At 61.0% G+C, this 16,688-nt stretch carries 16 protein-coding genes and 2 pseudogenes; 10 read left to right on the plus strand and 8 right to left on the minus strand.

Translation table 11 applies throughout. From position 1 onward, the window contains the following. Positions 1-253 precede the first annotated feature (253 nt). The 9 genes and pseudogenes from OKW43_RS39430 (at position 254) to OKW43_RS39470 (ending at position 8,741) form a co-directional block, all read left to right on the plus strand. The gene (locus OKW43_RS39430) at positions 254-1,927 is read left to right on the plus strand and encodes an electron transfer flavoprotein-ubiquinone oxidoreductase (RefSeq protein ID WP_429454094.1); all 1,674 of its coding nucleotides are present in this window, start codon (positions 254-256) and stop codon (positions 1,925-1,927) included. Between the two features lie 336 nt (positions 1,928-2,263). After that, positions 2,264-2,548 carry a CopG family ribbon-helix-helix protein gene (locus OKW43_RS39435; RefSeq protein ID WP_187639668.1) on the plus strand — a complete coding sequence of 95 codons (285 nt, stop codon included), beginning with the start codon at positions 2,264-2,266 and terminating at the stop codon, positions 2,546-2,548. Continuing rightward, positions 2,536-2,844 (plus strand): type II toxin-antitoxin system RelE/ParE family toxin, encoded by a 309-nt coding sequence (locus OKW43_RS39440; protein WP_187639667.1) that lies wholly within the window; start codon positions 2,536-2,538, stop codon positions 2,842-2,844. The genes OKW43_RS39435 and OKW43_RS39440 overlap by 13 nt, the downstream gene beginning before the upstream one ends. Positions 2,845-3,070: 226 nt before the next feature. Next, a complete protein-coding gene (locus tag OKW43_RS39445; RefSeq protein ID WP_429454097.1) occupies positions 3,071-4,492 on the plus strand; it encodes an ISNCY family transposase in 1,422 nt (473 codons plus the stop codon). 287 nt (positions 4,493-4,779) lie between these two features. Further along, positions 4,780-5,517, plus strand: coding sequence for a DUF7686 domain-containing protein (locus OKW43_RS39450; RefSeq protein WP_429454099.1), 738 nt, complete (start codon positions 4,780-4,782; stop codon positions 5,515-5,517). A gap of 88 nt (positions 5,518-5,605) precedes the next feature. After that, positions 5,606-6,034 carry a hypothetical protein gene (locus OKW43_RS39455; protein WP_429454101.1) on the plus strand — a complete coding sequence of 143 codons (429 nt, stop codon included), beginning with the start codon at positions 5,606-5,608 and terminating at the stop codon, positions 6,032-6,034. Between the two features lie 163 nt (positions 6,035-6,197). Further along, positions 6,198-7,680, plus strand: a pseudogene (locus OKW43_RS39460) (UvrD-helicase domain-containing protein). A gap of 87 nt (positions 7,681-7,767) precedes the next feature. Then, on the plus strand, positions 7,768-8,262 hold the full coding sequence (locus tag OKW43_RS39465) for an antitoxin Xre/MbcA/ParS toxin-binding domain-containing protein (protein ID WP_018420329.1): 495 nt from the start codon (positions 7,768-7,770) through the stop codon (positions 8,260-8,262). Further along, entirely contained in the window at positions 8,259-8,741 is a 483-nt protein-coding gene (locus tag OKW43_RS39470) for an RES family NAD+ phosphorylase (protein ID WP_018420328.1), read from the plus strand. Before OKW43_RS39465 ends, OKW43_RS39470 begins: the two co-directional genes overlap by 4 nt. A gap of 679 nt (positions 8,742-9,420) precedes the next feature. On the opposite strand, the gene OKW43_RS39475 is transcribed toward OKW43_RS39470, so the two are convergent. The 7 genes from OKW43_RS39475 to OKW43_RS39505 form a co-directional block, all read right to left on the minus strand. Then, a complete protein-coding gene (locus tag OKW43_RS39475) occupies positions 9,421-9,735 on the minus strand; it encodes a hypothetical protein (protein ID WP_187639771.1) in 315 nt (104 codons plus the stop codon). 249 nt (positions 9,736-9,984) lie between these two features. Next, positions 9,985-11,406: an ISNCY family transposase gene (locus OKW43_RS39480; RefSeq protein WP_429454097.1), complete on the minus strand. Its 1,422-nt coding sequence runs from the start codon at positions 11,404-11,406 to the stop codon at positions 9,985-9,987. Positions 11,407-11,778: 372 nt separating this feature from the next. After that, complete coding sequence (locus OKW43_RS39485; RefSeq protein WP_429454103.1) at positions 11,779-12,210, minus strand: PIN domain-containing protein; 432 nt, start codon at positions 12,208-12,210, stop codon at positions 11,779-11,781. Continuing rightward, positions 12,207-12,449, minus strand: coding sequence for an AbrB/MazE/SpoVT family DNA-binding domain-containing protein (locus tag OKW43_RS39490; RefSeq protein ID WP_027803752.1), 243 nt, complete (start codon positions 12,447-12,449; stop codon positions 12,207-12,209). The genes OKW43_RS39485 and OKW43_RS39490 overlap by 4 nt, the downstream gene beginning before the upstream one ends. 218 nt (positions 12,450-12,667) lie before the next feature. Then, complete coding sequence (locus OKW43_RS39495) at positions 12,668-12,994, minus strand: hypothetical protein (RefSeq protein WP_429454105.1); 327 nt, start codon at positions 12,992-12,994, stop codon at positions 12,668-12,670. Positions 12,995-13,210: 216 nt separating this feature from the next. Then, on the minus strand, positions 13,211-14,050 hold the full coding sequence (locus tag OKW43_RS39500) for a hypothetical protein (protein ID WP_429454107.1): 840 nt from the start codon (positions 14,048-14,050) through the stop codon (positions 13,211-13,213). A gap of 518 nt (positions 14,051-14,568) precedes the next feature. Further along, positions 14,569-14,976 carry a hypothetical protein gene (locus tag OKW43_RS39505; RefSeq protein WP_429454109.1) on the minus strand — a complete coding sequence of 136 codons (408 nt, stop codon included), beginning with the start codon at positions 14,974-14,976 and terminating at the stop codon, positions 14,569-14,571. Positions 14,977-15,263: 287 nt separating this feature from the next. On the opposite strand from OKW43_RS39505, the gene OKW43_RS39510 reads away from it, so the two are divergent. After that, complete coding sequence (locus OKW43_RS39510) at positions 15,264-16,049, plus strand: thioesterase II family protein (protein ID WP_429454111.1); 786 nt, start codon at positions 15,264-15,266, stop codon at positions 16,047-16,049. Here the strand turns inward: OKW43_RS39510 and OKW43_RS39515 are convergent. Further along, positions 16,040-16,659, minus strand: a pseudogene (locus OKW43_RS39515) (DDE-type integrase/transposase/recombinase); the annotation flags it as partial. The gene OKW43_RS39510 and the pseudogene OKW43_RS39515 sit on opposite strands and share 10 nt — an antisense overlap. Between the last annotated feature and the right edge of the window lie 29 nt (positions 16,660-16,688).

Genomic DNA, 16,688 nt, shown 5'->3' on the forward strand with positions numbered 1-16,688 from the left:
CGCTTCTTGTGTCAGATCTGCTAGTTATGTCACAAGGATCAAGACGAATCAGACCGTTGCAGAACGCGACATGCACGTCGACTTCGTCACCATATTTTTTGCGGCGTCAGTTGTCGATCGCCGGGTAATGCGTGGTTTTTAATCATCCATACGGTTGATTGAGGGAGAGGTTGGCAGCGGACACAATGACGTCTGCAAGCGGATTGCTTTTCGTTTGCTCGGATCATAAATCACGGTTTCTTTGCCAGGTATGATGACGCACTCCAACTTATTAGAGCAGTACGGTCCGCGCGAGTCGATGGAGTATGACGTCGTTATCGTCGGCGGCGGCCCTGCGGGCCTGTCGGCCGCCATTCGTCTGAAGCAGCGCGCTGCCGAACAAGGCGTCGAGCTTGGCGTGTGCGTGCTGGAAAAAGGCTCGGAGATCGGGGCGCATATCCTGTCGGGCGCCGTGATGGACCCGCGCGCACTGACCGAACTGATCCCCGACTGGAAGGAAAAAGGCGCGCCGCTGACGGTCGACGTGACCGAGGACCGCTTCCTGTTTCTGTCGGCAACGGGCGCGAAGAGCGTGCCGGTCTGGGCGCTGCCGGGTAACTTCAGGAACCACGGCAACTACGTGATCAGCCTCGCGAACGTGACGCGCTGGTTGGGTCAGCAGGCTGAGGCGCTCGGCGTTGAGATCTTCCCGGGCTTTCCGGCGGCCGAAGTGCTGTACAACGACGACGGCTCGGTCAAGGGCGTCGCGACCGGCAACCTCGGCATCGGCAAAGACGGTGAGCCGACCGAGAACTTCCAGCTCGGCATGGAACTGCACGCGAAGTACACGCTGTTCTGCGAGGGCGCGCGCGGCCACCTCGGCCGTCAGCTTAACGACCGGTTCAAGCTGCGCGACGGCGCCGATCCGCAGGTCTATGGCCTCGGCATCAAGGAGTTGTGGGAAATCGATCCTGCGAAGCACAAGCCGGGTCTGGTGATGCATACGGCCGGCTGGCCGCTCGAAAACGACACCTACGGCGGCTCGTTCCTCTACCACATGGACAACAGCCAGGTCGTGGTGGGCTTCGTGGTCGGCCTCGGCTACACGAATCCGTATCTGTCACCGTTCGAGGAATTCCAGCGCTACAAGACGCATCCGGCAATCCGCGCGACTCTGGAAGGCGGCAAGCGCGTGTCGTACGGCGCGCGGGCGATTACCGCAGGCGGGCTGATGTCGCTGCCGAAGCTGGTGTTCCCGGGCGGTGCACTGGTCGGCGACGATGCGGGCTTCCTGAACGCGTCGCGCATCAAGGGTTCGCACGCCGCGATCAAGACCGGCATGCTCGCCGCCGATGCCGCGTTCGACGCCGTGCAGGCCGGCCGCACCAGTGATGAACTCACCGACTATCCGGAAGCGTTCAAGACGTCATGGCTCTATACCGAGCTGTACCGCGCGCGCAACTTCAAGCAGTGGATGAGCAAGGGTCTGTACCTCGGCACGCTGATGGTCGGTTTCGAGCAGAAGCTGCTCGGCGGCAACGTGCCGTGGACGCTGCATCATCAGCATTCCGATCACGAGATGCTCAAGCCGGCGTCGCAGTGCAAGCCGATCACGTATCCGAAACCGGACGGGCAGCTCACGTTCGACCGGTTGTCCTCGGTGTTCATCTCGAACACCAATCACGAAGAAAACCAGCCGGTGCACCTGACGCTGAAAGATCCGTCGGTGCCGGTGAACGTGAACTGGCAGACCTATGCGGGGCCGGAGTCACGCTTCTGCCCGGCGGGTGTCTACGAGTTCGTGAAGAACGAGCAAAACGAAGACCGCTTGCAGATCAACGCGCAGAACTGCGTGCACTGCAAGACCTGCGATATCAAGGACCCGACACAGAATATCGTCTGGGTCACGCCTGAAGGTGGCGGTGGGCCGAACTATCCAGGCATGTAGTGAAGCTCCCGGGGAAAAAAGCTTCGTGGTTCTGCCGCGCCGATGGATGGTAGCGAAGCTTGAGCTGGTTGAATCGGTTTCGCCGGCGGCGGCGCCTGTCAGTCCGCTCCGCCGCCAAGCTCAGGCATAGTTTGGACGTGGTTTAGCGAGCCGATTTTCGCGCTTTCTACCCTGACTTCGACCGCATCTCCACGATGTGAATGTCCGGTTCTGACTAAGCCTCATGCGGATGCGACCCTTTTTTCTTGGTTCCCTCGCTTCAGTTTGGACGACTGCGTGCACTGGCAAACTTGAGAGAGTATGATGTAGCACAGATGTGACACATGAGAGGTCTCTATGTCTACCACCACGCTCCGCCTTCCGCCGGAACTCCGCGAGCGGATCTCGAGACTTGCTGAAGAATCGGGAACTACAGTCCACAGCTTCATGCTGGAGGCGATTGCCGAGAGGGTCACCAGCGAAGAACTGCGTCGCGAATTCCTCACTGAAGGGAACGATCGCCTCGCAAACATGCTGAAGAACGGCCTCGGGATTGAGTGGGCCGACATGCGCGACTATCTGGGCCAGCGGGCCGCAGGGCGCGATCCGGGAACACCGAAGGTCAAGCGATGGCGCGAATAGTTCTTGCGCCTGAAGTTCGCGACGATTTTGACCGGATCTTTGACTTCCTGTTTGAACACAACCCCGCGAGCGCCGCAAAACACATTGACGATATCGTTCGCGCGTTAGACATCCTTCAGACGAGTCCTCAAATTGGACGGCCTGTTAGTGGCCCCGGCGCAATGCGCGAGCTGGTCATTTCGAATGGAGCGCATGGTTATCTTGCGCTGTATCGTTTTGTGGCTGAGCTGGACGTTGTGCTGGTGGCCGCCATTCGCAGCCAGAGGGAGTTGCGGTATCGGCGTACCGGCAACTGAACGACAGGGACAGAAGGAGGCCTGGCCTCAGAAGTGGTGCCGGTAGACCGGTAAATATGGGCGCCTGTGTGGGGCGCCCACCGATCCGCTCAATTTGACATAAGCAATGATCGCGATTTGCTTTGTAGCGGCAATATGAGAATGTCGTGTTCTAGCAAGATACAAATGTCGTGTTTTACGGTGGCTGGCAAGCTGGCGTTTTGCAGCGTGATCGCAGGAGCCAGTCATGAGCCCAGCCGCACTGGTGACATTGAACATGCGCGAACTCGACCGTTTGAAGGTGATCCAGGCCGTGGTGGACATGGGGCTCAAGCCAGGGCGTGCCGCCGGGCGACTGGGTCTGACCGTGCGTCAGGTCGAGCGGCTGGTAACGCGATATCGGGAATCGGGCGCGGCGGGACTGGCTTCACGCAAGCGCAAGTCGCCCGGCAACCGGAAGCTCGATGAAGGACTGGCCGTGCGGGCCCTGACCACCATTCGCGAGCGCTACGCCGATTTTGGGCCGACGCTGGCGTGCGAGAAGCTGCGCGAATGTCATGGCCTCGTGCTGTCGAAGGAAACCGTGCGGCACCTGATGATGGACGCCGGCCTGTGGGTACCGCGCCGGCAGCGGCCACCGAAGATCTACCAGCCGCGTGCGCGGCGTGCATGCCTGGGTGAGCTGGTGCAGATCGACGGCAGCGACCATCATTGGTTCGAGGACCGGGCGCCGGCCTGCACGCTGCTGGTGTACGTCGATGACGCCACGAGCCGCCTGATGATGCTGCACTTTACGTCGACCGAATCGACCTTCAGCTACTTTGAGGCGACGCGCGCGTATCTTGAGCAGCATGGCAAGCCGGTGGCGTTCTACAGTGACAGGGCCAGCGTCTTTTACGTGAAGCGACGCTCGGAGACAGCGGGTAAAGGTGTTACACAGTTCGGCCGGGCGATGTACGAGCTGAACATCGACACGTTCTGCGCGAACTCAAGCCCCGCCAAGGGACGCGTCGAGCGCGCCCACCTCACGCTGCAGGACCGGCTCGTCAAGGAGCTCCGGCTGCGCGGTATCAGCACCATCGAGGCTGCCAACGCCTGGGCGCCCGCGTTCATGGCAGCCTATAACGCGCGCTTTGCGAAGCCGCCACGCAGCGCTTTCGATGCGCATCGACCCGTGCGCGCTGACGAGGATCTCGACGCGGTCCTGACCTGGCGGGTTCTGCGCAAGGTCTCGGATTCACTGACGCTGCTGAACGACCGCGTGATCTGGCTGCTTGACGATACGCCGGCCAACCGCAGGCTGATTCACCGCTATATCGACGTGTGGGAGTATCCGGACGGACGCCTCGAGATCCGTGCCGATGGTGTCGCACTGCCCTGTGTCCAGTACGACAAGCTTGCCGAGATCGACCAGGGCGCGGTGATCGAGCACAAGCGTCTTGGTCATGCGCTGCAGGTCGCGCAGGCGCTCCAGGCCCAGCGCGACAACCGCCGGATCTCCGGCTCACCGTCACGCACGAACCGCGGTGAACCCGTGCGTGCGAAGGCGCGGCTACCTGGCACGAAGAAGCAGCGCGAAGTGACGCTCGATGACTGGAATGCGGCAGTCATGGGGACACACCAGAACCCGGGAGGCTCGGTGCTAAAAACCCCCTCCAGAGAGATATAAAAGGACCGCAAGACAACCCTAGCCCAACACCCAGAACCGACCTCAACCCCGACATCTGTATCTAGCTAAGACCCCGACATTTCAATCTGGCTTTGACAGCTTCGTATTCCTATGTATGTGGCATCGGTGCGGTGCCGGCTAACGAGCTTCGGGCATATCAGCCCTGTAACGCCTCCGCACGGAAGCCACTGTGCAGTGCGACCTCATCGAACGCGTCGATCATGGATGGCGTCACCGTCCGGGTCCCGCGGCGCAAGACGCCCGGCGCCAGTTAGGAGCAGTTCGCAGTGTCTGTCAAAATAGCGGCATCCGACCGCCAGTTGCTGCGCACCCAAATGCGTCTTCGCGGGGCCGCATGTTGCCGTCAACGGGCGATCAACCGTGTCAAGAACGGCACCGGCAACCAACATCCTGGCGATCGCAGGAAGAACCAATACAGCAGGCACGACATGGCACATGAGCGATGCGAACAATGCGGCAACCCGACGCCGCCCTGGGACGCCATCCACTGCGGCTCCGGCGAAGGCAGCTATGAGTTGCTCTGCACTTCGTGCTTCAACGCCAGGATAGCCGAGTCCACCGGATTCACCGATTTCGAGAATGTCCGGCTTGACCCCATCCGGATGATTGACTGCGAGGGGGAGGCCCACCAGTTCCATTTCCAGCTCCGGCTCCTGGGCGACCGGATTGCACTGGATGCCTTTGAGCTTCGCGGAGAACTTCGCACCGGTTATCGGTTCCAGCTGATCGGCGAAGCTGACGACGATGTGTTCGTGCTGCTCGGACGCCTGGTCGAAAGGATGCGACGCGCGCTATCGGTCAGGCACATCGATTTCCGGGAGCGCCGGATCATTGATAGCACGGTGCGCGGACGGATCGAATGGGATGAGTCGCAGGCGGGGTACCTGCCACTCGCGGTGGTCGACGGCAAGGAGGTCTCGTGGGACGATCTTGGGCAAATGCTCATGAGCATGGAAGGATGGCAATTCCGGCTCGATATCGCTGACCCGAGCGAAGAGCTTTAGGTCGCGTCGCCGACGCGGCGATACGGACGGCATATCCGGCCCTGAGCCGGCATGTCACGTGGTACGTTCAACCTATGTGAGCAGAGCCATGATCGCAGTCAGACTCGACGATCTTTCTTTGGCTTTCGATTTCGTCAGCTACGCGGCGCCAATGGAGCATAACGCGTATGTCTCGCTCGATACGGGCAAGATCTGGTGGACTTCCGATTCCAGTGACGCGTTCGACGAGGAGGTCCCTGACGACCTTGAAACTTCAGACCGCTACCTTGCCATACCGCATAAGAACGAGCTTGATCTGGGAAGACGTCTCGCCTTGCGCTTTGTCACACAGGAGTTGCCCGCGCATTACGAGCAGGTCGAAGCATTTTTCCGACGGCAAGGGGCCTATGCGCGTTTCAAGGATTTGCTGGAGCATGAAGGCGTTCTGGAGCGCTGGTATTCGTTTGAAGCTGATGCTGTCGAAGGCGCGCTGACGCAATGGTGTGCCGAAAACGGGCTTGAGCTTGTTCAGACGTGACGGGTGCTGTCAGCTTTCACCGTGCCAGCCCGCCATCCCCTTTTTATCAAAGCGAAGGTTCTGGTGACGCGACCCCCGCTGGTTTGCCCGACCGGCTACAGGCCATGCGAAAATCGCCGACCCCATATCGCCAGGAGCGGGCGCACATGACGTCTGGAATCGCGTGAAAAGGAGCTTTATTCCAACGAAAGAGCAGCAAGCCGTGGTCGAGGCGGCGCTTCGAGTCGGGGATCTGAAGATCAAGGCATTTGCCGGCGCGGGCAAAACCTCCACGCTCCAGCTCGTGGCGGGGCACTTCGGCCATCGGCGCGGCATGTACCTCGCGTTCAACCGGGAAATCGCGGCGAATGCAGCCCGGCGTTTCCCGTCTCACGTTGGCTCGAGGACGATGCATTCGCTGGCGTGGGCCTCCGTCAGCCTGTCGCTCCGAAATCGTATGAGCCTTCAGGGGCGAGCCACCGCACGAACTGGCCGCGCGTTACGGGCTGGGCCCGCTGGAAGTGCGGACAGTAACGGGCACGGCCGTCGAAATCGCTCCATTCGAGATCGGGCGGATGATTGCCGATGGGCGGGACAGGTTCTGCCGGTCCGCTGACATCCAGCCGGCAGCGCAGCATATTGTTGTCGACGAAAAGATCGACGAAATGTTGGCCGCGCAACTGCGCACCTACCTGCTGCCCTATGTCCGGCGTCTGTGGGAAGAGAGCAGGGCTGCCCACGCGGGGAGCGCCATTTCGCCTGACGTGCTCCTGAAGCTATGGGCGCTTTCGGAGCCACGCATCGAGACCGATTTCATCCTCTTCGACGAAGCGCAGGACAGTGACAGTGTGATGCTGTCGGTCCTTGGCCGGCAGCGCCACGCGCAGATTATCTACGTGGGCGATCCTTACCAGCAGATTTACGAGTGGCGGGGCGCAATCAATGCGATGGCGCAGATCGACGCACCCGAATGCGCGCTCACGGAGTCGTTCCGCTTTGGCGCAAAGTTCGCGGCGCTCGCCAGTCGCCTGCTCGCACTTCTCGGTGAGCTCACGCCCCTCCGGGGACAGGAAACCATCGGCTCGATCCTGGTGGACGATCCCGCGCTTGCGCCGCCGGTCGACGCAATCCTGTGCCGGAAGAATGTCACGGCGATCTGGCAGTTCGCCGCAGGACTCGAGGCGGGACATCGACCTGCGATCCGCATGAGTCCGGCCGAGATTCTCGCTTACGCTGACGGCGCGGACCGCTTGCTTGCCGGCCAGCGGGCATTCCGCCCGGCGGCGTTTTCGCTGTTCGAGACATGGAGCGATGCGCAGGCGTTTGCGCGCAGTGCCTTTGGCCAGGACCTGCGGCCGGTTGTGCGCATCGTCGACGAGCTCGGTACGGGCTATCTGCGGGCGCTGGCACAGCGCTCGGCGGCGGAAGGCGACGCCGACTATGTGATTTCGACCGTGCACCGTGCCAAGGGCCTCGAATGGAAGCGGGTCAAGGTGGCCAACGATTTCCGCCTGCGCGGTGCCGATGGCAGCCCGATGCCGGACGACGATGAGCTCCGCCTCCTCTATGTGGCCGTGACCCGGGCGCAGCATGTCCTCGATATCTCGGAGTTGCGCGACGAGCTGCGGCGGCTTTTCACTCTCCGGCGCCAGGACCGGCCGGCGTAGCAGGTTACCAAATGGGAAAATCTTGATTCCCGTTTGAGAGTAATCTAGAATGAGAATAACGATGTTCTCATCTGGGAGGCTCACATTATGGCCGTGCATCATCCGTCAGGTCGTCACCCGGCCGCAGCGCATACCGGCAAGGCATTGGCCGGCTCTGGCCGGTCCGGCGCCCACCCTGACGATATCGAAACGTTCCTCGTCGAGTTCGACCCGCTCGAGCAGCGCCGGCAGATCCGCGAAGGCATGGAAGCGGCGATCATCGAACGCGTAGCGAAAGACCTGCTGCACGTGCCCGTGCAGACGCTGCTGGCGAACCTGAATCTGCCGAGTTCGACGATCCTGCGCAAGATGGCGCGCGAGGAGCGCCTGTCGCCAGCCGAGTCGGATCGCGTCGCGCGCGTGCTCTATGTGCGCCAGCTTGCTGTCGAGGTGTTCGAGGATCCGGCGCTGGCCACCGAATGGATGCAGCGATCGAACGCGGAGCTGGGTGGGCTCAGCCCGCTCGAAGTACTCGACTCACAGCCGGGGTACGATCGCGTGCGTGAAATTCTGCTACGCGTCATCCACGGCGTGTCCGCATGAGGCTTTACCGTCTGGCGAAGGAACGGCGCGGGTATTACCGCGCCGATGATCTGAGCGGCAACGGTGCGGCGATCGCCGGAGGCCGCTGGAACCCGCGTGGCATGCGGGTACTGTACACGTGCTGCCACGCGTCGACAGCGCTGCTGGAGGCGCTGGTGCACATGGCGGGCTTGCTGCCGGCCGGGGGATATTTCCTGGTGACGCTGGAGGTGCCAGACGCCGTCGACGCCGCCGCGTTCGTCCCGGATGTGCCAGAAGGTTGGGCAGACCTGACGCGCGATCCCGCGGCGACAAGGACGCTTGGGCGGCAATGGCTCGAAGCGGGCGAGCAGCTGGCGATGCGGGTACCGTCGGTCGTCTGTCCGAGTGATTTCAATCTGCTGCTGAACCCGATGCATCCGGAGATGGCAAGCGTCAGGGTCATCAGCAGCGAGCCCTTTACGCTGGATCCGCGGCTGTTTGGTCAGGTGAGGCGATGAGCCCGATGTCGATCTCGCCAGCGCAAGGACGAGGCGTCCGGGAGCAAACGTCATAAACTGAAAGCTATAGTGGTCTGCGTTCGTGGGCAGGAGCGCCCCCGGGGGTGTGCCGCTGGCTTCGTGGTGGCGAGCCGCGCAAGTTTCCTGCGGGGAAATCCGCCGGCGCGGGAAGTGGCCCTGTTGCGCCGTTTGCGTCCGGCGTATCCCGGACGGACTTGTGCGGCCCCGCTGCTCACTGTCTGAATCGTTGATACCGGGTGCCTGTAGACAGCTTGACCCAAATGGCGAATCGACCAGGACGACCCACTGATCGGAGGAACGTAGTCGGCACGCTTTCGCGCGGGGACCGGCGAACGTTGGCCGTTCACGGCTCTGGAAAACGAATCGTTCATCCGCGAAGGCGAACGCTTTTCAAAGGAGCGACGGTTGCCAGAATCTCTCCGTCCTGACCGAGAATTTGACCTGCGACAAATCCGGCATTCCCGGCCACACTCATGATGTAGTCCTGGCGTCAGTAAAGGCGCCCCCGAAAACTTCTTCACGGAATTCGGGCCAACCCTTGGGTGTTTGCGACGGGTCCATCCAGATGATGTTGAGCTGTTTGCCATGCCCGCGTCCGAAAATCGCTGTTCCAGCGTCGTACAAGCATCGCGTCAAAGGACGCATTGTCCCGTCTCGATCAGGCGAATGGGGTTGGAGTCGCTTTCTGGCGCGCACTGATCGGCTTCGCGACGGTCAAGGCGTTGCGCGCTGCGAGGATGTGCCGGATGGTAGCGAGAGATTGTTCCGCCACCGGGCTTGGGCTTTCCCGCCGTGGCAGAGGAAACTCCGGAACACGGACGCGCAGCTGCCGGCAGACGGCGGAAAGATACGGCTTGCCCGAGTTCTCGCATCGTTGGATGGCGGCAGCGATGGCTGCGTCGCCAATATTCCGGCGCAGCCATTCCATCGTTTGCCGGTCCTTCTCGTTGTGTACTCTGACCAAATGCTCCATCGTCGCCTCCCGACTGCCCCTACAGGTGGAATGGATAGACGTTAGCGCGAGGTCGGGCCGAATTAGGGGCGGCAACGCACACTACAAACGATCTGGACATGTACAGCGCGTCCGAAAACCGGGTCTATCCGAAATTACATCGCGACCCTAATGTCAAAGCCAGATTGAAATGTCGGGGTCTTAGCTAGATACAGATGTCGGGGTTGAGGTCGGTTCTGGGTGTTGGGCTAGGGTTGTCTTGCGGTCCTTTTATATCTCTCTGGAGGGGGTTTTTAGCACCGAGCCTCCCGGGTTCTGGTGTGTCCCCATGACTGCCGCATTCCAGTCATCGAGCGTCACTTCGCGCTGCTTCTTCGTGCCAGGTAGCCGCGCCTTCGCACGCACGGGTTCACCGCGGTTCGTGCGTGACGGTGAGCCGGAGATCCGGCGGTTGTCGCGCTGGGCCTGGAGCGCCTGCGCGACCTGCAGCGCATGACCAAGACGCTTGTGCTCGATCACCGCGCCCTGGTCGATCTCGGCAAGCTTGTCGTACTGGACACAGGGCAGTGCGACACCATCGGCACGGATCTCGAGGCGTCCGTCCGGATACTCCCACACGTCGATATAGCGGTGAATCAGCCTGCGGTTGGCCGGCGTATCGTCAAGCAGCCAGATCACGCGGTCGTTCAGCAGCGTCAGTGAATCCGAGACCTTGCGCAGAACCCGCCAGGTCAGGACCGCGTCGAGATCCTCGTCAGCGCGCACGGGTCGATGCGCATCGAAAGCGCTGCGTGGCGGCTTCGCAAAGCGCGCGTTATAGGCTGCCATGAACGCGGGCGCCCAGGCGTTGGCAGCCTCGATGGTGCTGATACCGCGCAGCCGGAGCTCCTTGACGAGCCGGTCCTGCAGCGTGAGGTGGGCGCGCTCGACGCGTCCCTTGGCGGGGCTTGAGTTCGCGCAGAACGTGTCGATGTTCAGCTCGTACATCGCCCGGCCGAACTGTGTAACACCTTTACCCGCTGTCTCCGAGCGTCGCTTCACGTAAAAGACGCTGGCCCTGTCACTGTAGAACGCCACCGGCTTGCCATGCTGCTCAAGATACGCGCGCGTCGCCTCAAAGTAGCTGAAGGTCGATTCGGTCGACGTAAAGTGCAGCATCATCAGGCGGCTCGTGGCGTCATCGACGTACACCAGCAGCGTGCAGGCCGGCGCCCGGTCCTCGAACCAATGATGGTCGCTGCCGTCGATCTGCACCAGCTCACCCAGGCATGCACGCCGCGCACGCGGCTGGTAGATCTTCGGTGGCCGCTGCCGGCGCGGTACCCACAGGCCGGCGTCCATCATCAGGTGCCGCACGGTTTCCTTCGACAGCACGAGGCCATGACATTCGCGCAGCTTCTCGCACGCCAGCGTCGGCCCAAAATCGGCGTAGCGCTCGCGAATGGTGGTCAGGGCCCGCACGGCCAGTCCTTCATCGAGCTTCCGGTTGCCGGGCGACTTGCGCTTGCGTGAAGCCAGTCCCGCCGCGCCCGATTCCCGATATCGCGTTACCAGCCGCTCGACCTGACGCACGGTCAGACCCAGTCGCCCGGCGGCACGCCCTGGCTTGAGCCCCATGTCCACCACGGCCTGGATCACCTTCAAACGGTCGAGTTCGCGCATGTTCAATGTCACCAGTGCGGCTGGGCTCATGACTGGCTCCTGCGATCACGCTGCAAAACGCCAGCTTGCCAGCCACCGTAAAACACGACATTTGTATCTTGCTAGAACACGACATTCTCATATTGCCGCTACATCCGGATTGTTGATAATTAACATTATGTCAAATTAGTGCGCGGGCAGAGTGCAGGCAGTCCCATTTTTGCGATCGTGGCCGTCGCGTTCATGCGTCGATACAAGCGAGCCGAATCGCTTCACCGGCTCGCGCAAGGAATTCTGCGAGCTGAACAGCGGCGCGTGGATATGGACTGGCGACCGTTTCCTGGCGCAGCAGTTCGCCGCGCCGGATGGAAAAAGCGTCGACGCTATAAACCGTGCGACGCCCGATGACGAATTAGGCGGCGGTCAACTGGGTGATCGGAACGGATTGACCACCGTCAGCCGGTCGAAGATGACCTGGCCGTGTTGCATATCTTCGCTGTAGAGTACTTCGCAATCTTCAAGCAACGCGAAGGCGATGATGCACGAATCGTAGAACCTGAATCCGTAGTGTTCGGCGATACGGCGTGCTTCCTTGTGGACCTCAAGCGTCAGTGGCACGATCTCGCAGAACTCCTCCACATCGCCCAGGAGAACGTTGATCTCCGGCCACGAGAGTCCCATTTTCCGGCTCATGACGAGCGTAACCTCGTTCATTACCTGCGTGCTGATGACGGGCATCGGAGCCCCCTGCAGCACCAGCGCCTCGGCCCGGTCAGCCTTCGCGGCGTCGCCGGAGAACAGATAGGCAATCACATTGCTATCGACGGCAAATCGCGCCGGTGCCTCAACCGTCATTCAGCGTTTCCCCTTTCGCTGAGCGATTCCCGATCGAACTTGAAGTCGGCAGGCAGTCGTCCGCGGTACTTGCGCAGGCGCTCGATCCGCTCAGCGACTGTCGGCCTTTTGCTGACCGAGAACGCGCCCGATTGTTCGGCATAGATCTCAATGTCGTCGCCCTCCTTCAACCCCAGTGCATCGACGACGCTCGCGGGCAGCCGGACGGCAAGGCTGTTGCCCCATTTGGCGACTTGCATCATTATCTCCAATAGATACACATAAATCGTATTGTATATCCAACCCAATGCTTTTCAAGCCCGAGGGCGGTTTTGATGATTGCCTCGCGGGCGACTATCCGGGCACGTCGCTCGCAAGCGCAAACTCATGCTTTGGCGCGCCCCACGGCATACCCACCCCCCCAAGGGGTCTTTTTGGCCTCATGGTGCAAGAGGCGCCCCACCTGATCGGCGCCTATCTACCCTTCGCTGCCCATCCCGCCAGACTGTCGCTTCGCTTCAGCAACCAGTTCCCTGAGCGCCTCGATCCCGGCATCCGTGAACGCGGTTACCGTGGCCAACTGCTCAGCAGGGACGTCCAGATCCTCGATGATCCCGAGACACCCGTCCTCTGGCTCCAGGTTCATGCTCGCCAGTTCCTCCAGCCAATCCTCCGGCTCTCCGAGCATCTTTGCGACACAGGAGATCGTATAGACAAAACTTGGTGCTGCCATCGTATCAGCCCCCCCTGAATTCATGGGCATCCAGCCCTGCTCTGCCGTTTTTCCCCAGTCCCCGACATCCAAGTGGGCTCCAGTTGCTGTCGCGTGCCGCAGGCGGCAGGTGGAAGTGCTTTGCCTGATCATCGCCGTCGTGCCGGAAATCGAGTCGACGCTACATTTCTGCTTTCGTGCCGATCTGCCCCAATCCTCGACGCGATTCTCACCCTCGCCCTCTCGCTTGCGATCACAGGGGGCACGCAGCACGCGGATCCCGGATGCGGCCGCGTCCTGAACTCGTCATTACGGCGCACACCGCTTTGCGATGCATCGCCATCCATTGCGCGCGCGAACTGCCTCCGCCAGGATTGCCAGGTATGTTCCGTGATCGACCCGCTCATCCGGCGGCAACTCCGACGCCTTGTGCCGTTCGAGCGCCGTCTCTCTGGACTCGCCATCGCGCCCCATCGCAAGAATCCGGCTGTAGGCCTCACACGCGTAGGCAAAGGTCTCGCGCTGGTGGAAAGCGATGTCGAGCGGCATTGGGCAGTGACGACGCTCCGGTAGACCGATCGCTGTGCGGCGACAATTGTGCAGTACGTGTGCCGCCTCGTGCACGACATAATCCGCAAACGGATCGGTCTGGTCAAAGTACGCGAGCGACACGTAGCAGGTGGTGCCCTGGCTTAATCCGACCAGCTCGCCGGCCTGCGAGCCGAGCCGCTGCGCGCCCAGGCTGTCCAGATACAGATTCGCGAGGCGCCACGCGGTCGACAGCCACGGTTCCGTGGTAAGCACGTCGACGATATTGTGCGGTGTGAGGAAGATGATCCCCCCTGCGAGCGCGTCGAGCACGCAGTTACGCTCATGGACGGTAAACAGTCCCTGCACCATGGGGCTGAGCTTGCTGCGCAGCCATGGATCGATCGGCTCCGGCAATGGCACCGATCGCTCGAAACCACGCGCCCGGCGCAGTGTGACTTCCACAAGCGCCGCCCGGAGCCGTTGCGTGGCGTCGCTCGCGATATCAATCACTGTGCTTCCCGGCCAGCCGGCAAAGAAGCCGTCATAGTCGCCCCTTGTCAGGTAACGCCGGACTTCGCCTTTGATCCACAAGGACGAACCGACCGCGGGCATGCTCATGTCCCGTTCCTCATTTCATCGCCGCCTCGATCAGCAGGGCTTGCGAGGCACTCCACGCCAATGACCGCCTAGGATTTGGCATCCATTCCACAGTCTTCGGCGCCCAGGTACGCGCATCCGATCAAGAATTTACATTATCGCGCCCATCACCGGCGATCGGAAGACATGTGCCGCCACATACTGCGCGAAGCCGCAGCTCCTGACGTTTGCATCGTGGATGCATGGTTCACGCGCCGATCACCAGCCGTCGGCAGAAGCACTGCGCTTCCGATAGATGAATGGATGCCCTGATCCGGCCAGTCGAGCCGGCGTTGTTACTGGCGTGAAACGACTGGGCTCCCGACGGATTCGTAGACGGGGAAACAGGCATCGGTGAAGTAAGGCACGTATGGAGCAAGACGACAAATAATTAGTGATCCTACACATAGCACACGAAAAAGTGGTCATTGCTTTTATGTAAAATTCCGTATCTCTCGGGCGTTGCGCTTCATATGCTTGAGCTTGCGGCGTGGGCCGCTTCACCCGGCGCGAAGCCACGCAAAGATCTGCTTCCAGTCGCCCTGCCTCATGGCCCCGAACCAGTCGTCATGATCGGCCGTCGGTAATAAAAGAAGCCGCGCGTGATCGTGTTCGCTCGCGAACCGGCGTGCATGCGCGACGGGAATCAACGTGTCCTGCTGCGCACCGACGATGACGACCCGCCCGTCGTAGCGCGACAGCGCGGCGACCGAATCGAAGGGATCGTGCAGCAGCCAGCGCACCGGGAAAAGTGGGTATTTCTCCGCGGCGACATCGGCGAGCGAGTCCCACGGCGTGATAAGCACGACGCCCGCTACCGCCGCCTCGTTGCCTTTCGTCACTTGCGACGCCATGCCGGCGCCCAGCGATTCGCCGACCAGAAAGACCTGGCCCGCCCCATTGAGCAAGCGTTCCCGCGACCCACTATAAAATTCCGATCGGCCATATTCCTGGGACCCGACTTCGCCCCCGATTTGGCGCGGTCTCCTATCGACGAGTGTGATGCGTGGCTCGACTCCGCCGATCCTGACTCGGCCCGATTACGCCAGTCCATGACACAGCAGACCCACCCTGTACTAAAGGACGGGGGACGGTTCTTGATGTCGGCGCTTATGCTATTGGTTCCGAGCGCTCGGCCACACGGCCAGCGATTCACTTTCCTGACCTTCTCCATCAAAAGGTTGTTCGCAGAATCATGCTCGTCAAGAAAACACCATGGTTGATTCTGCACGAGCCGCGCCCCGAAGCTCGAATCCGATTGTTCTGCTTTCCCTATGCGGGTGGCGGATCTGGACTTTATCGTCGTTGGGCCTTGGACATGCCAGCGCATATCGAAGTCGTCGCTGTCGAACCGCCCGGACGTCAAACGAGATTGTCGGAGCCGCCTCCCGGCGGACTCGGCGAAATAGTCGACGCCTTGACTGACGCCACGGACGCCCTTATGGGAAAGCCATACGCAACGTTTGGCTATAGCCTTGGCAGCATCGTAAGTGTCGAATTTGTGCGCAACGTTGTGCAGAAAGGAAAGCCGGCTCCGATACACATGTTCTGTTCGGCGCATAGAGCGCCACATATCGAGCCACGCAAGGATCCAGTCCACATGCTGACCGACCATGAACTCGTCCAGCGTCTTGCGGAATTGGGAGGTACGTCCGAGGAGCTTCTCGCTAGACCAGAATGGTTACGGCCGTTCTTGAAAACGATTCGAGCAGATTTGCGAATTGCTGAGCGCTACTGCACAAGCACACCTCTTGCATTACCTAGCAGGCTTTCTGTCTTTGGAGGGACTCTCGATACAAATGTCGAAATCGGGTCGCTCCTGGCCTGGGAGACTTACAGTGACGGGCCGTTCAAGCTACGGCTCGTCGAAGGGGGACACTTCTTCATACACACATCGGCAGTAGAAGTGATGTCACATATTCTCACTGACCTCTCCATGGTGCATGACAACGTTGCTGGGATTTGCCCGCCTCACACATGAGTTGATGAATCGGCCCTGCGCCTGAACTCGCGTGGCGAGCGGTACTTCAGCGCGCTATGAGGGTGCTGCTCGTTGTAATGCTCGAACGCGACGGCGAGATTGCGCGCTGCGGTTGCTGCATCTGGCTTTGGCATGAAGGCGAAATAATCACGCTTCATCATTTTCACGAAGCTTTCCGCCATGCCTTTACTTCGCGGGCTGCACATCGGTGTGGTCAATGGCTTCAAACCAATGTCGGACGCAAAGGTCCTGGTTTTCTCCGCCGTATAACCCGAGCCGTTGTCCGTCAGCCATTCAATTTCAGCCGGTGCCTTCGGGACGTTGCCTTCGGGACGTTGCCAAAGCGCTTCTCGACGGCTGCCAGCATGACGTCGCGCACCACATCGCCACTGCGGCCACCAGTTGTCGCTACTCAGATCATCGCCTCACGGTCACGGCAATCCAGAGCAAACGTGACACGCAGCGGCTCACCGTTGTCGCAACGAAACTCGAAGCCGTCCGAGCACCAGCGCTGGTTGCTCTTCGCCACTGCGACCTTGCCATCATATCGGCGCTGCGGGCGTGGTGGGGGGGCTTTGCGCTGTAACAGGAGACCGTGAACGCGCATCATCCAGTTCCAGCATGACAAGACCCGACTAA

The organism is Paraburkholderia sp. WC7.3g (assembly GCF_050436345.1).
GTDB classification, from domain to species: domain Bacteria; phylum Pseudomonadota; class Gammaproteobacteria; order Burkholderiales; family Burkholderiaceae; genus Paraburkholderia; species Paraburkholderia podalyriae.

Bases quoted from the DNA above. Each gene is read 5' to 3' on its own strand.
- OKW43_RS39475 (WP_187639771.1), bottom strand. From the start codon at position 9,735: ATGGAGCATTTGGTCAGAGTACACAACGAGAAGGACCGGCAAACGATG.
- OKW43_RS39465 (WP_018420329.1), top strand. From the start codon at position 7,768: ATGGCCGTGCATCATCCGTCAGGTCGTCACCCGGCCGCAGCGCATACC.
- OKW43_RS39490 (WP_027803752.1), bottom strand. From the start codon at position 12,449: ATGCAAGTCGCCAAATGGGGCAACAGCCTTGCCGTCCGGCTGCCCGCG.
- OKW43_RS39445 (WP_429454097.1), top strand. From the start codon at position 3,071: ATGAGCCCAGCCGCACTGGTGACATTGAACATGCGCGAACTCGACCGT.
- OKW43_RS39435 (WP_187639668.1), top strand. From the start codon at position 2,264: ATGTCTACCACCACGCTCCGCCTTCCGCCGGAACTCCGCGAGCGGATC.
- OKW43_RS39470 (WP_018420328.1), top strand. From the start codon at position 8,259: ATGAGGCTTTACCGTCTGGCGAAGGAACGGCGCGGGTATTACCGCGCC.
- OKW43_RS39430 (WP_429454094.1), top strand. From the start codon at position 254: ATGACGCACTCCAACTTATTAGAGCAGTACGGTCCGCGCGAGTCGATG.
- OKW43_RS39480 (WP_429454097.1), bottom strand. From the start codon at position 11,406: ATGAGCCCAGCCGCACTGGTGACATTGAACATGCGCGAACTCGACCGT.
- OKW43_RS39510 (WP_429454111.1), top strand. From the start codon at position 15,264: ATGCTCGTCAAGAAAACACCATGGTTGATTCTGCACGAGCCGCGCCCC.
- OKW43_RS39500 (WP_429454107.1), bottom strand. From the start codon at position 14,050: ATGAGCATGCCCGCGGTCGGTTCGTCCTTGTGGATCAAAGGCGAAGTC.
- OKW43_RS39440 (WP_187639667.1), top strand. From the start codon at position 2,536: ATGGCGCGAATAGTTCTTGCGCCTGAAGTTCGCGACGATTTTGACCGG.
- OKW43_RS39455 (WP_429454101.1), top strand. From the start codon at position 5,606: ATGATCGCAGTCAGACTCGACGATCTTTCTTTGGCTTTCGATTTCGTC.
- OKW43_RS39485 (WP_429454103.1), bottom strand. From the start codon at position 12,210: ATGACGGTTGAGGCACCGGCGCGATTTGCCGTCGATAGCAATGTGATT.